The 15,040-nt window shown below is 31.5% G+C and carries 12 protein-coding genes; 6 read left to right on the top strand and 6 right to left on the bottom strand.

The window, feature by feature from the left end; all coding sequences use genetic code 11:
• The first annotated feature begins 204 nt into the window (after positions 1 to 204).
• Both AC9UEH_RS04650 and AC9UEH_RS04645 read left to right on the top strand, forming a co-directional pair.
• A complete protein-coding gene (locus tag AC9UEH_RS04650) occupies positions 205 to 1,158 on the top strand; it encodes a Fic family protein (protein WP_509528947.1) in 954 nt (317 codons plus the stop codon).
• Positions 1,159 to 1,727: 569 nt separating this feature from the next.
• Positions 1,728 to 2,429 carry a M15 family metallopeptidase gene (locus tag AC9UEH_RS04645; protein WP_509528945.1) on the top strand — a complete coding sequence of 234 codons (702 nt, stop codon included), beginning with the start codon at positions 1,728 to 1,730 and terminating at the stop codon, positions 2,427 to 2,429.
• On the opposite strand, the gene AC9UEH_RS04640 is transcribed toward AC9UEH_RS04645, so the two are convergent.
• Genes AC9UEH_RS04640 through tsaD form a run of 5 tightly spaced genes read right to left on the bottom strand, consistent with a single transcriptional unit; the run spans position 2,426 to position 6,619 of the window.
• Positions 2,426 to 2,995 carry a hypothetical protein gene (locus tag AC9UEH_RS04640; protein WP_509528943.1) on the bottom strand — a complete coding sequence of 190 codons (570 nt, stop codon included), beginning with the start codon at positions 2,993 to 2,995 and terminating at the stop codon, positions 2,426 to 2,428. The two genes, AC9UEH_RS04645 and AC9UEH_RS04640, sit on opposite strands and share 4 nt — an antisense overlap.
• A 1-nt stretch (position 2,996) precedes the next feature.
• The gene (locus tag AC9UEH_RS04635) at positions 2,997 to 4,178 is read right to left on the bottom strand and encodes a THUMP-like domain-containing protein (protein WP_509528941.1); all 1,182 of its coding nucleotides are present in this window, start codon (positions 4,176 to 4,178) and stop codon (positions 2,997 to 2,999) included.
• Between the two features lie 15 nt (positions 4,179 to 4,193).
• Complete coding sequence (locus AC9UEH_RS04630) at positions 4,194 to 4,832, bottom strand: DUF4159 domain-containing protein (protein ID WP_509528938.1); 639 nt, start codon at positions 4,830 to 4,832, stop codon at positions 4,194 to 4,196.
• Between the two features lie 15 nt (positions 4,833 to 4,847).
• Complete coding sequence (locus tag AC9UEH_RS04625; protein ID WP_509528935.1) at positions 4,848 to 5,591, bottom strand: 16S rRNA (uracil(1498)-N(3))-methyltransferase; 744 nt, start codon at positions 5,589 to 5,591, stop codon at positions 4,848 to 4,850.
• Between the two features lie 5 nt (positions 5,592 to 5,596).
• Positions 5,597 to 6,619 carry a tRNA (adenosine(37)-N6)-threonylcarbamoyltransferase complex transferase subunit TsaD gene (tsaD, locus tag AC9UEH_RS04620; protein WP_509528933.1) on the bottom strand — a complete coding sequence of 341 codons (1,023 nt, stop codon included), beginning with the start codon at positions 6,617 to 6,619 and terminating at the stop codon, positions 5,597 to 5,599.
• 201 nt (positions 6,620 to 6,820) lie between these two features.
• Here tsaD and AC9UEH_RS04615 point away from each other — a divergent pair, with 201 nt between their 5' ends.
• The 4 genes from AC9UEH_RS04615 to AC9UEH_RS04600 all read left to right on the top strand — a co-directional run bounded on the left by AC9UEH_RS04615 (position 6,821) and on the right by AC9UEH_RS04600 (position 14,585).
• Positions 6,821 to 11,257 (top strand): translocation/assembly module TamB domain-containing protein, encoded by a 4,437-nt coding sequence (locus AC9UEH_RS04615; protein ID WP_509528930.1) that lies wholly within the window; start codon positions 6,821 to 6,823, stop codon positions 11,255 to 11,257.
• A gap of 191 nt (positions 11,258 to 11,448) precedes the next feature.
• Positions 11,449 to 12,435, top strand: coding sequence for a 6-phosphofructokinase (gene pfkA / locus AC9UEH_RS04610; protein ID WP_509528928.1), 987 nt, complete (start codon positions 11,449 to 11,451; stop codon positions 12,433 to 12,435).
• Positions 12,436 to 12,537: 102 nt separating this feature from the next.
• Positions 12,538 to 13,542, top strand: a complete 1,005-nt coding sequence (gene gap / locus AC9UEH_RS04605) for a type I glyceraldehyde-3-phosphate dehydrogenase (RefSeq protein ID WP_509528926.1) — start codon at positions 12,538 to 12,540, stop codon at positions 13,540 to 13,542.
• A 194-nt stretch (positions 13,543 to 13,736) separates the two neighbouring features.
• Positions 13,737 to 14,585 (top strand): N-acetylglucosamine kinase, encoded by an 849-nt coding sequence (locus tag AC9UEH_RS04600; protein WP_509528923.1) that lies wholly within the window; start codon positions 13,737 to 13,739, stop codon positions 14,583 to 14,585.
• 70 nt (positions 14,586 to 14,655) lie between these two features.
• Here AC9UEH_RS04600 and AC9UEH_RS04595 read toward each other — a convergent pair whose 3' ends face one another.
• Positions 14,656 to 15,036, bottom strand: coding sequence for a RidA family protein (locus AC9UEH_RS04595; RefSeq protein ID WP_509528921.1), 381 nt, complete (start codon positions 15,034 to 15,036; stop codon positions 14,656 to 14,658).
• Positions 15,037 to 15,040 lie beyond the last annotated feature (4 nt).

The following is a 15,040-nucleotide window of genomic DNA, read 5'->3' as shown; positions in this document are numbered from 1 at the left end:
ACTCATAACTCATAACTTATAATTCATAATTCATAACTCATAATTCATAACTCATAATTCATAACTCATAACTCATAACTTTTTTCCTTTGCGTTCTTTGCGGTTAAAAATGGAAGGTTTTAGGTTCTATACTGAAGTTGGCAACAATAATTTTGCGGGTTCACCAAAAAAAACTACTTTTGATACTATCAAATGATGTTATCAATGAATCCACCTTACGAGATTACGCCCAAAATTCTAAAACTGATAAGCTCTATTTCAGAGAAAATGGGAGAAGTAAACGCTAATTATCTAAGCAAACAATCTCCGCAACTCCGCAAACAGAATAGAATCAAAACAATTCATTCTTCGCTACAAATCGAAGGTAATAAATTGACTGAAGAGCAAATCACTGCTTTGATTGAAAACAAAAGAGTAATAGGTCCTGAAAAAGATGTTTTGGAAGTTTTAAATGCCATTAAGGTATATGAAAAACTGGAAGAATATAAATTTTCATCTGATAAAAGTTTCTTAAACGCACATCTTCAGTTAATGAATGGATTGATTGAAAGTGCTGGAAAGTATAGAAAACAAGGCGTTGGAATAATTAAAGGAACAAATGTCGAACACATTGCTCCGCCTTATGAGAATGTTCCGTATTTAATGAAAGATTTATTTGAATATCTTAAAGATTCTGATGAATTAATGTTGATAAAAAGTTGCGTATTTCATTACGAAATGGAATTCATTCATCCTTTCCTTGATGGTAACGGAAGAATGGGAAGATTATGGCAAACTCTGATTCTAGCGTCTCAATATCCAGTCTTTGAGTTTTTACCCTTCGAGACATTAATCAGCAAAACTCAAGAAGAATATTATAAATCATTAGCATTAAGTGATAAATTTGGGAAGTCAACTATCTTCATTGAATATATGCTTGGCGTTATTGAAAAATCATTGGAAGCTTTGCTCAATTACAATAATAGAATTCTAAAAGATAGTGATCGTTTAGAGTATTTTTTAAAACTCGGAATAAAAGAGTTTAACAGAAAAGTCTATATGAATATATTTAAAGATTTATCGTCTGCCACAGCAAGCAGAGATTTGAAAAAAGGAGTGGAAATGAATTTATTTGAAAGTGTTGGTCATCTCAATAAAACGAGATATATAGTGAAATAATGGGGAGTGTTTTTTGCCACAGATTAACACAGATTCCGATAGCTATCGGGACTAATTAATCCACTCGTGATAGTTTCATGCTGAACTTGTTTCAGCATCTCAATGAAAAAAGAATCTGAAATAAATTCAGATTGACAAAATAGAAATACTTTCTTTATTTGCGCTCTTTGCGGTTAAGAAAAGAGACAAAGAGAAAATAGACAAATAGACAAATAGACAAATAGACAAATAGACAAATAGATAATAGACAAATAGATAATAGACAAATAGATAATAGACAAATAGATAATAGACAAATAGATAATAGACATTAGACTAAAAGACAAAATAAAATCTATTTAAATCTGTGCAATCTGTGTTAAAACCTTTGTTTCTTTTGTTTTACTTTTATGCCTTTTGTGGTTAAAAAAAATAGTTGAATGTCTTAAAGTCGAAAGAAGATAAGAGACGATGAGACAAGAGACGATTCAACGATTAACCAATTCAACAAACCCATAACTCATAACTCATAACTCATAATTCATAACTCATAATTAATACCTTACTTTGCAACTCATAACTATAGCAATATGTCAGTAAACTCAAAAATTTATATACTTATCGGATGTTTGTTCTTGGTTTCTTGTAAAACGAATTGGGTTTATAAAAAGCAAAAGGAATCACATTCTATTGCGCATGTTACAGAAGGTTCAAATACCCCAATACTCCCTTTTGGGAATTTGAACGATACTACCTTTGTAAATATGAAATCCTACAGTTTGGATTTGGTATATGATATGAAATATGCTACCGAGGATAATTTCCTGAAAGCCAAGGTTTATGATTGTGCGGAATGCTATTTGCGTCTAAAAACCGTTAAAGCCATAATGAAAGCCAATGCCAAATTCATGAAAAAGGGTTTTAGAATCAAATTATACGATTGCTACCGCCCGTTGGACATTCAGAAAAAAATGTGGACTATTGTTTCCAATCCTATCTATGTAGCCGATCCCAATAAGGGCTCCATTCACAACAGAGGCGGAGCAGTTGATATTTCATTGGTGGATAAAAACGGTGTGGAACTGGATATGGGAACGCCATTTGACTTTTTCGGAATTGAAGCAAGTCACGATAACAAAAACTTTTCTAAGGCAATTTTGGACAACAGAAAGCTGTTGAAGAAAATTATGTTGCGGTGCGATTTTCAATCTTTTGATTCGGAATGGTGGCATTATAATATGAAAAACGCCAAATCAGATGGGGTATCTAATTTCAAATGGAAGTGTGATTAATTAAGTACACAGGCTAAATTATCAATAAAATAACTCCCCGGATTATAGGTTTTTCCGTCCATTTCGGAAACTAACTTCTTCTTAAAGATATAATCCAAAGTTTCGGTGGTGAATTTAATTCTCATGGAAGAAACGGGTGAAGTTTGCAAATCTTCGAGCGTTCCTTTTAAAAACATAAAAGTTCCCGATAAAATCCGGTTATTAAACCCTAAATCGTCTTTTACGGGTGCCCCACAATTTTCTTGATCAGCAGCAATTAGGGTCACAATTTTTCCATTTTCCAATTCTAAGAAAAGTCTAGAATTTTTATTAAAGCAATTTACTTTTATAAAATCTTTACTTTTTTGTAGGATTTGAACCGTCAAAGTTGGCATTTCGTCTGTTATTGCTAATGCAAAAAATACATATTTTGAGGTATTTCCAAATACATGTTCCTGCACGATATTACTTTTAGTTTCTTTGTATGTTCCAAGGCTATCTTTAACATTTACGCTGTAATCGCAAGGTTTTTGAGCAAATAAGTTTATGGTAAGTAGAATAATAATTGAGAAAAGTAACTGCTTCATTTTATTTTATTTTGGTGCAAATTAAAACTATTTTATGGTTATTCATATCGGTTGTGAAAAAACAATAAGAATTTCCTCCATCCTTAATGTTCCATTTTTTTCTAATTTCTTCAACGCTATCAGGGAAATTACGAGTAGTAATATTCGCTTTTTTATTTTCTAAAAAGGATTTCATTTCGGTTTTTGAGTATGAAATAGCTAGTTGAACTTCAAAAATCCTTCCTGGGAAATCAATTTTTTCTTCCGAAGTGTATAAATGAGAATGCTGGTGTAGTTTGTCAAGTTGGTATTGAATGCCTATTTCGTCAAAACCGCCCGATTTCATTATGGCACTATTGGGTTCGTAAAGGTATTTTTTAGGTAAACTATAGTTTGAAAAATGATTATTTAAATTCAATTTAAAACCAAATTCTTCTTTATTTTTATTTGTAATATTGACGGTTTTAATAGTAGGATTGCCAGCAAATTTCTTTGATAATTCCCAAATTAATTCTTTGACTTCATTGTCAACTGCCACAATATGAATGCATTTCACATTTGACAATTCTAATAATCCCGCTGAAATATCTAATATCGGTGCGGTTTTTATTAAAATGTTATCCGATTTTGTAAAATAAAAAGGCAGTAATTCTGGAACATTTGGCAAACAATCTTTAAGCATAAAAACTTTGCCTTTTGTTTCGTTTCGCCTAGACGGATCGATGTAAATCCAATCCAATTTAGTTTGCGTTTTATTCAAATAAGTATAACTATCACCCGATTTACATTGAATGTTTTGAATTTCTAAAACCTCAAAATTATGCTTCACATTATTTGATAATTCGGCATCAATTTCACAATGAATAACGTTTTGCATCACTTTTGAAAAATACAAAGCATCAACTCCAAAACCACCCGTCAAGTCCATTAAAGTTTCTCCTTCAACTATCGAAGCTTTATAAAGTGCTGTTTTTTCAGAGGAAGTTTGCTCTACTGAAATTTTACTCGGGTAAATGATATTTTCCGTTTTAAAAAACGTGGGTAGTTTGTCTTTAGCTTTTGTTTTGGCAGCTATTTGATTTAAAATTGCAATCCAATTAACTTCTGGAAAAGGATTTTTTTGAAGGGCAAGTTTGGAACTATCATTACCAATATTTGCAGTTATGAATTTTTGAATTTCAGGATTTAAGAGCGAGCTGTCCAAACTATTTTATATAATTTAATTATTAAAAATATAATTCAGGATGTTAGCGCCCATTTTCAGTGCCTTTTCTCGAACTTCAAACGGGTCGTTATGAACATCTGCATCTTCCCAACCATCACCTAAATCAGTTTCATACGTATATAATAAAACCAATCTGTTGTCTATGAAAATTCCAAAAGCTTGTGGGCGTTTGCCATCGTGTTCGTGAATTTTAGGAATCCCAGCTGGAAATGAATTTGGTTTTTGAAATATTGGATGATTGGCAGGGATTTCTATCAAAGCAGTATTAGGAAATAATTTTGTAATCTCGTTTCTGATGTATTCGTTCATTCCATAATTATCATCAATGTGTAGAAAACCTCCAGAAGTCAAATAATTCCTAAGATTTTCAACATCTGAAGGGCTAAAAACGACATTTCCGTGTCCAGTCGCGTGAACATAAGGATAGGAAAAAATATCAGGACTACTAGGGGTTACAATTGCATTTTTTGGCTTTATCTTCGTATTTATAGTCTGATTGCAATACTTAATTAAATTCGGTAAAGAAGTTGGATTTGCATACCAATCGCCGCCTCCGCTGTATTTTAACAACGCAATTTCTTGTGAAAAACTATTTAAAGAAAATAGTATAACTAATACATATATTTTTTTCATAAAATGGATTTCAAATTACACATTACTTTTAATTCCCCCTTCGGGGGCTAGGGGGCTTTCATTAATAAAAACAATACTGTGACACGCGACAATTGCTGCGGTTTCTGTTCGTAAACGGGTAGCTCCCAAAGTTACGGGTGTGTATTTATTTTCAAGTGCTTGAGCAATTTCTTTATTGGAGAAATCACCTTCAGGACCAATTAACAATGTTACACTTTCATTTGGTTTTACAACCGATTTCAATGATTTTTTATCGGTTTCTTCACAATGCGCAATCAAAAGTAACCCTTCGTTTTTTTGTTTTATGAACTCTTTAAAAGTGATTGGTTCGTTTAATTTTGGTAAATAAAATTGCACCGATTGCTTCATTGCTGATTGCAATATTTTGTCAAAACGATCGCTTTTCACAAACTTTCGTTCCGAATGATCACAAATAATTGGGGTGATTTCTGAAATGCCCATTTCCGTAGCTTTTTCTAAAAACCACTCGTATCTATCGTTCATTTTCGTGGGTGCAACCGCTAAATGCAAATGGTATTTCGGTAGTTCCGATTTTCCAATAGACACAATTTTAACGGTACATTTTATATCGGAACCTAAAACAATTTCTGTTTTAAATAAAAAACCTAAACCATTAGTTACGAATAATATATCACCACCTTTTTTACGCATTACTTTAATAATGTGTTTGCTTTCTTCTTTATCAAAAGAAAAGCTTTCGGTAGTTTGATTTATGTTGGGATTGTAGAATAATTGCATATAAATTAAAATTGAATTCTTGCTTTAGAAACGACATCTGAAGTTTCAAAATTTTCTAATAAAAACTTTTGATAACCGACAATACCAATCATTGCGGCGTTATCTGTGGTGTATTCAAATTTTGGAATATAGGTTTTCCAACCGTACTTATTTTCGGCTGCTTTTAGTGTATTTCGAATTCCAGAATTTGCGGAAACGCCACCGCCAATAGCGATTTTATTAATTCCCGAAGCTGAGACAGCCAATTTCAACTTGTCCATCAAAATTTCTATGATTGTGTGTTGAATTGAAGCGCAAATATCATTCAAATTTTCAGCAATAAATTCAGGATTTTCTGCTACTTTTTTCTGAATAAAATACAATATTGCGGTTTTCAATCCTGAGAAACTAAAATCCAATCCGGGGACTTTTGGTTTTGTAAATGCAAATGCTTTTGGATTTCCTAATTGTGCATATTTGTCAACTAAAGGCCCACCAGGATAAAGCAATCCGAGGATTTTTGCACTTTTATCAAAGGCTTCTCCTACTGCATCATCTGTGGTTTCACCGATAATTTCCATTTCAAAAAAGTCGGTTACTTTCACAATTTGGGTATGACCACCAGAAATTGTCAAAGCCAAAAATGGAAAGGTTGGTTTTTCAAATCCTTCTTCTGCAATAAAGTGGGCTAAAATGTGGGCTTGCATGTGATTTACAGCAATTAATGGAATGTTTAATGCCAATGCCAATGATTTTGCGAAGGAACTTCCCACCAATAACGAACCCATTAATCCCGGCCCTTGTGTAAAAGCTATTGCCGTTAACTGTTCTTTTTGTATATTCGCTTTGCGAAGTGCAGCAGCTACAACAGGAACAATGTTTTGCTGGTGTGCTCGAGAAGCAAGTTCTGGAACAACGCCACCGTATTGATTATGAATGAGTTGATTGGCAACAACATTCGACAAAACCACATCGTTTTGTAAAACAGCGGTAGCCGTATCGTCACAAGAACTTTCTATTGCGAGTATAAAAATGGGCTTATTAAGCATAAAAGGGCATAAATTTTGATTTGTATTTGATATTCCATTCCTTAAAAAAGTTCGGAAAAGTCAAAATTAAAGAATTTTTATTTAAGGTGCTCTCGTTTAAACAGTCAAAATAAAATTTATATCAATTAATTAACAAGATTAGGTATCAAAAAAATTAAAAAAATAGTATTTCGTTCGCTCTTAGGACTAATCCTACTTTTATTGGTACTTGGTATTTCCCTTTCTTTGCCTGTAGTTCAAACGAAAATCGGTAAATATGTTACCGAAATGCTCCGCAAAGAGTATAAAGCAGATATTAATGTGGAGCAGGTTTCCGTTTCCATTTTTGGGGGTGTGAAACTTAAAAAAGTGTTTGTTAGAGATTATCGAAAAGACACTTTATTTTCAGCTAAAAGCATTAAAACGAATGTTTTGAGTTTCCAAAAACTATACAATGGCGATTTGCTTTTTGGTGAAATTAGAATAGATAGTTTGTACTTTAACTTGAAGACTTATAAAGGCGAAAAAGATTCCAACATTGAAAAATTTGTGGCTCTTTTTGATTCAGGAAAGAAGTCAACGAAAAAGTTTTTGATGAAATCTAAGAATGTTTATATTTCGAATAGTACTTTTATTTTAACAGATGAAAACCATATCGTTCCCAAAGATTTAGATTTTAAAAAACTCAATATTGAATTGAGTAATTTTAAAATATTTGGACCTGAAATTACTACAAACATTATGAAAATGTCTTTTTTAGACCATCGTGGATTGTTTGTTGAAAATTTGGATGGTAATTTTGCGTATACTTTAAAACATATCAAATTAGAAAAATTCAATATTCTTACAAAAGAGTCTTTTCTGAAAGGAAATTTGGTTCTGAATTATGATAGAAAAGATTTTGTAGATTTTAATAATAAAGTACAATTTGACATTCAAGTAGATTCGGCATCGCTTGCTACTAATGACATTCGTTATTTTTATAACGAGTTAGGAAAAAATCAACATTTCAAATTATCTTCAAATATCAGAGGAACTTTGAATGATTTATACGTTTCAAAATTGAATTTGATTGACCAGAATAATTCACAAATAGTTGGAAATGTAAATTTCAAAAACCTTTTGGGAACGAAAGGTCACAATTTCTATATGAAAGGAAATTTCAATAAAGTTTCTTCAAATTATAAAAATTTATCATCTTTATTACCCACCATTTTAGGTAAGAAATTACCGAGTTCACTTAGTAAATTGGGGCAGTTTAATTTGAGAGGTAAAACTGAAATTACGACTTCTACTATCGATGCAGATTTTTATATGACCACCGCTTTGGGGAATATTCAGTCAAAATTGAAGATGACTACTATAGATGACATCGATAATTCTTCTTATTCTGGAAATGTAATTTTAGAGCAATTCAATATTGGAAAATTCCTTTCAAAGAAAGACTTGGGAACGGTTACTTTGAATTTAGATATTGATGGAAAAGGCTTTAAAGTGGCAAATTTAAACACATCATTTTCTGGGGATGTTTATAAAATTAATTATAAAGGATACAATTATACAAATATTGTTGTCAATGGAAATTTTAAAAAACCACTATTTAAAGGGAAAATTTATGTAAATGATCCTAATTTATTTATGGATTTTGACGGTTTAGTAGATTTGGAAAAGAAAGACATCAATTATAATTTCAATGCAAAAATTGATTATGCTAATTTAGCAAAGTTGAATTTTGTAAAATCAGATTCTATTTCAGTATTCAAAGGTGTTATTGACATGAAAGTTACGGGCACCAATTTAGACAATCTAAAAGGAGCGGTAAATATTAAAAACACGTCATATCAAAATGTAAAAGACACGTATTATTTTGATGATTTTGATTTGAAATCTAGTTTTGATGAAAATAATATTAGAACAATTTCTTTCAATTCTCCTGATATTGTTCAAGGAAAAGTAGTTGGAAAATTCCAAATTAGTCAACTTCAAAAGATGATTGAAAATTCGTTAGGAAGTCTTTACGCCAATTATTCTCCGAACAAAGTTATAAAAGGGCAGTTCTTGAAATTTGATTTTTCAGTGTATAATAAAATCATCGAGGTTTTCTATCCTGGAATTTCGGTGGCTCCAAATACGGTGCTTCAAGGGTCAATAAATTCAGACAATAACGATTTTAAATTCAATTTTAATTCGCCACAAATTGCCGCATTTGAAAATTATTTCGATAAGATAAATATCCGAGTGGACAACAAAAACCCTTTGTACAACGCTTATATTTCGATGGATAGTATTAAAACTAAGAGTTACAAGATATCTGAATTTAGTTTGATAAATGTTACTCAAAAAGACACTTTACACATAAGAACGGAATTTAAAGGTGGAAACAAAGCAGAGGATTATTACAATTTAAACCTCTTTCATACAATTGATAAACAAAACAATAATGTAGTTGGAATTCAAAAATCAGAAATAAAATTTAAAGATTATTTGTGGTTTTTAAATGAAAATGAGAACAATCAAAACAAAATTATATTTGATAAAGAACTTAAGAATTTTTCAATAGACGCAATTGTTTTATCACACGAAAATCAAAAAATAGATTTAAAAGGGTTTTTAAAAGGGGTTGACACAAAAGATTTAAATTTGAATTTTACCAATATTGACATCAACAAATTAACTCCAGATATTTCAAATTTCACATTTAATGGAATTTTGAATGGAAGTATCAATTTAAAACAAGAAAATAAAATCTTTCAGCCTACAGCAGCTTTGTTTATTGATAATTTGAGCATAAATAAAGTAGTTTTAGGCAAATTGAATTTAGACGTTTCAGGTGACGAAAGTTTGAAAAAGTTTTATGTAAACGCTACAATTGAAAATGAAAATGTAGAATCTTTCAATGCAAAAGGTGATTTTGTTTTAGAAAATGATCAAACTACAACAAATTTAGATTTACGGTTTAACCGATTTAACTTAGGCGTTTTAGGACTTATAGGAGGCGATATCATTACAAATATTAAGGGTTTTGCTTCTGGAAGTACTAATATCGAGGGACCATTGTCAGATCCAAAAGTAAACGGTAGAATGTATTTGGATAATTCGGGAATATCGATTCCTTATATGAATGTGAATTACGAATTTGAAAATAAGTCAATAGTAGATATTACAGAAAATTTATTTATAGTTAGAAATGCGATAATTATGGATTCTAAATATGCTTCAAAAGGAATTTTAGAAGGGAGAGTTCGACATAATAAATTTTCAGATTGGGTATTGGATTTAAAAATAAATTCGAATCGGTTTTTAGCTTTAGATACACAAGATAGGGAAGATGCGGCTTATTTTGGAACGGCTTTTATAGATGGAACTGCTTCTATAACTGGTCCAACAAATGGATTATTGATAAAAATTGATGCAAAATCAGAGAAAGGTACAGCAATTAAAATACCTATTAATGATGCTGATGCCGTCGGTACAAATGATTATATCCATTTTCTAACCACAAAAGATAAATATAATCTTGGAAAAGGCGTGTTTGATAAAACAAGAAACTATAACGGATTAGAATTAAAATTTAATTTAGACATCAATCAAAAAGCAGAAATTGAAGTAATTTTAAATAGAAATTCAGGACATGGAATGAAAGGTCGAGGGAATGGAAATCTTTTATTAGAAATAAATACTTTAGGAAAATTTATTATGACGGGTGATTTCCAAGTCTATGAAGGAACTTATAATTTTAAATATGGCGGACTTATTGACAAGAAATTTAAGGTCAAAAAATTTGGTTCAATAGTTTGGGAAGGCGATCCGCTTCGTGCCATTTTGAACCTGGAAGCTGTGTATGAAACTACTGCAAATCCCGCAGTTTTATTAGACAATACCTCTTTTAACAAAAAAGTACCAGTGGAAGTTGTCATTGGAATAAAAGGTAATTTGAGCAATCCAGAACCCGATTTTTCAATCAATTTTCCAACAGTTAGTTCAGTTCTGAAATCGGAGATACAATATAAATTAGACGACAGAGATGCCCGACAAAAACAAGCATTATATTTACTTTCATCAGGTGATTTTTTGAGTCCTCTTGGAGTGAGCCAATCTGATTTGACAGGGAATTTATTTGAAAAAGCGAGTGGATTATTCAATGATATTTTTAAAGATGAAGAAGGAAAATTCAATTTGGGAATAGATTATATATTGGCGGATAATCGACCAGGAATTGAAACAAATGGAAGATTTGGAGTTACGGTATCTTCTAAAATTAATGACAAAATCACTTTTAATGGCAAATTGGGTGTCCCAATTGGCGGAATAAATCAATCAGCAATTGTAGGCGATGTAGAAGTTCAATATTTAGTAAATGAAGCGGGTACACTAAATTTACGAGTATTTAATAAGGAAAATGACATTAGTTATATAGGTCAAGGAATTGGATATACGCAAGGATTAGGTTTAACCTATCAAATAGATTTTGACACTTTCAAAGAATTGGTGAATACGATTTTTAATAAAAAATCTCCTGCAAAGAAAGTGAGTCAACCGAATACTCAATTGGACTCTGAATTACCATCGGATGGAACTATTTTCAAGACTAAAAAAAGTAAATCTTCAAAGAAGGTAAAAGCAAATACTGAAGGAGTTTTAACTAAAGATGGTGATTAAAATATTTTCCCTGAAATTAAATACTAATTAAGATAAAATTTTTATTTTTTTTGATTCAAATGACAGAAGAGAATCTATTTTAAAAAACTTATTAACGAAAACGTTTGAATTTGAACAATTTATTAATTTAATAAAAAATGCACTTTTTGAAAGCGTGAAATAGAGTATGTTTACATTTTAATACACTAAAAATGAGTAATACAATAAAAAAAATAGGGGTTTTGACTTCTGGGGGAGATTCTCCTGGAATGAATGCTGCCATTCGTTCTGTTGTTAGAACTTGTGCCTATCACAACATCGAATGTATCGGGATTTATCGCGGTTATGAGGGGATGATAGACGGTGATTTTAAAGAACTAGGGCCTAGAAGTGTGAATAACATTATCAATAAAGGGGGCACAATTCTGAAATCGGCACGTTCTAAAGAATTTATGACAGTTGAAGGAAGAAAAAAAGCCCACGCCAATTTGGTAAAAGCGGGTATCGATTCGCTTGTAATTATTGGCGGTGACGGAAGTTTCACAGGTGCTGAAGTATTCAATAGTGAATTTGGTTTCCCAGTTATGGGGATTCCGGGTACTATAGACAACGATATTTTTGGAACTAGTCACACTTTGGGTTACGATACAGCTTTAAATACTGTCATTGAAGTAATAGATAAAATTCGTGACACTGCCAGTTCTCACAACAGATTATTCTTTGTAGAAGTTATGGGAAGAGATGCAGGACACATTGCTTTGAACGCAGGAATTGGCGCTGGTGCTGAAGAAATTCTAATTCCTGAAGAAAATTTAGGATTGGAACGTTTGTTAGAATCTTTAGAGAAAAGTAAATCTTCAGGAAAATCTTCAAGTATAGTTGTAATTGCCGAGGGAGATAAAATAGGTAAAAGCGTTTTTGAACTAAAAGATTATGTTGAAGCCAATTTACCAGAATACGATGTTCGTGTTTCGGTATTGGGTCACATGCAACGTGGTGGTTCGCCATCTTGTTTTGATAGGGTTTTGGCAAGTAGATTGGGTGTGAAAGCTGTGGAATCATTATTAGAAGGCAAATCAAATTATATGGTAGGAATTTTGGGGGATAAAATAACGTTGACTCCATTGGAACAAGCCATTAAAGGACATACTGAAATTGATAAAGAATTATTGAGAGTTTCAGATATTATGTCAACATAAGAAACAAAATTATTTTAGGTCATTGGCTTAAATTGAAAAATTAGATTTAATTATATAACCGGCATAAAGTATAGTACTTATTGCCTAAAGCTTTTAAAAAAAATGTCAACAGTAAAATTAGGAATTAACGGTTTTGGAAGAATTGGAAGAATTGTATTTAGAGAATCATACAACAGAGATACTGTTGAAGTAGTTGCAATTAATGATTTATTAGATGTAGATCACTTGGCCTATTTATTAAAATACGACTCAGTTCACGGTCGTTTTGCAGGAAAAGTAGAAGTTAAAGATGGAAAACTTTTCGTTAATGACAAACACATCAGAATTACAGCCGAAAGAAATCCAGCAGACTTGAAATGGGATGAAGTTGGAGTAGATGTAGTCGCAGAATGTACTGGTTTTTTCACAACTATCGAAACCGCTCAAGAACATATTAAAGGTGGAGCAAAAAAAGTAATTATTTCTGCACCATCAGCAGATGCACCAATGTTTGTTATGGGTGTAAATCATGAAACTGCAAAAGCAACTGATTTAATCGTTTCAAACGCTTCATGTACTACAAACTGTTTGGCTCCATTGGCTAAAGTTATTAATGATAATTTTGGAATAGTTGAAGCCTTAATGACTACTGTTCATGCTACAACTTCAACGCAAATGACAACCGATGGTCCTTCAAGAAAAGACTGGAGAGGTGGTCGTGCTGCAAGTGTAAATATTATTCCTTCTTCTACAGGTGCAGCAAAAGCAGTAGGAAAAGTTATTCCTGAATTGAACGGAAAATTAACGGGTATGTCAATGCGTGTTCCTACAACGGATGTTTCTGTGGTAGATTTAACTGTAAAAGTTGCCAAAGAAACGTCTTATGAAGAAATCATGGCTGTACTGAAAAAAGCTTCTGAAACTACCATGAAAGGTGTTTTAGGATATACTGAAGATTTAGTAGTTTCTCAAGATTTTGTTTCTGATACAAGAACTTCAATTATTGATGCCAATGCAGGAATTGGATTGAATTCTACTTTTTTCAAAATCATTTCTTGGTATGATAATGAATATGGATATTCAAGTAAATTGATTGACTTGTCAGTTCACATTGCTAATTTAAAATAATACAAATATGAAATCCTCAGATTTTTGTTTGGGGATTTTGTATATAAGCAGTATGTTTAATAAAGTGTCGTATTTTAAAATATGTAATTTATTGTATTTCGCTGATTATAAATAGTTTTTTACTATTTACAGACTTTTGACTTTACGACACTAAAACTTGCGACTAACTTATTTAAGCCTAATACCTTTTAATTATGAAATTATTAGTTGATAGTGGTTCTACAAAAGCCGATTGGATTTCGATAGATGAAACTGGAAAAATATTATTTACAACACAAACATTAGGACTAAACCCTGAAGTTCTTGTGAAAGAGGAAATTATTACTCGTTTAAATGACCGTTTTGATATTTCTCTAAACAGAGAAAATGTATCTAATTTATTTTTCTATGGTGCGGGTTGCGGAACTGATAGAATGAAAAATTTTTTGCACGGAGTATTTCAAGAATATTTTCCAAATGCCGCTATAGTCGTTCACGAAGATACGTACGCCGCCGTTTATGCAACAACTCCCAAAAATGAAAAAGCAATTGTTTGTATTTTAGGAACAGGTTCAAATTGTAGTTATTTTGATGGGAATGTACTGCATCAAAAAGTACAATCTTTGGGCTATATTGCTATGGATGATTGTAGTGGAAACCAATTTGGACGACAATTAATTCGGGATTATTATTTTGGTAAAATGCCAGCTGCTTTAGCAAAGAAATTTGAAAAAGCATACGATTTGGAAGCCGATGTAATCAAACATAATTTATATAAAGAACCAAATCCAAATGCCTATATGGCAACTTTTGCAAAGTTCTTAATTCAATACAAAGACGAAGAATATTGTCAAAAGTTGGTTAGAAAAGACATGCAAGTTTTTGTTGATAATTATATTACACAATATGAAAATTGCAAAGAAGTTCCCGTTCATTTTATTGGGTCAATTGCTTTTTATCTCAAAGAAGAATTAAAAGAGGTTTTGGAATTCAATGGTTTAACGATTGGAAATGTATTGAGAAGACCAATTGACGGTCTGATTCAATTTCATTTATTGAATTAGAAATAAGCGAATTTTCATCATAAAAAAACGAATTTGATTTTTTCAAATTCGTTTTTTTATTTCTTTTTTTTTACTTAATCGCAATCATAGAAATTTCTACATTTACATTTCTTGGTAGTTTTGCAACCTGTACCGTTTCTCTTGCGGGAGCAGTTTTTTCATCAAAATAACTTCCGTAAACAGTATTTATTTTTGCAAAATCATTCATATCTGAAATAAAAATACTGCTTTTCACAACATCTGCAAAAGTCATATTCGCAACTTCAAGAACCGCTTTCATATTTTCCATTACTTGTGTAGTTTCTATTTCAATAGTATCCAAAACTAATTCCATAGTTGTTGGATTTAAAGCGATTTGCCCAGAAGTATAAAGGGTATTGTCAACTAAAATCGCTTGGTTATAAGGTCCAATTGGTGCAGGCGCTTTATCGGTGTAAATTATTGTTTTCATATAT

Source organism: Flavobacterium sp. (genome assembly GCF_040402835.1).
Lineage (GTDB): Bacteria > Bacteroidota > Bacteroidia > Flavobacteriales > Flavobacteriaceae > Flavobacterium.
The sequence above is the reverse complement of the archived record's forward strand: the minus strand, read 5'-3'. Positions and strand labels throughout refer to the sequence as shown.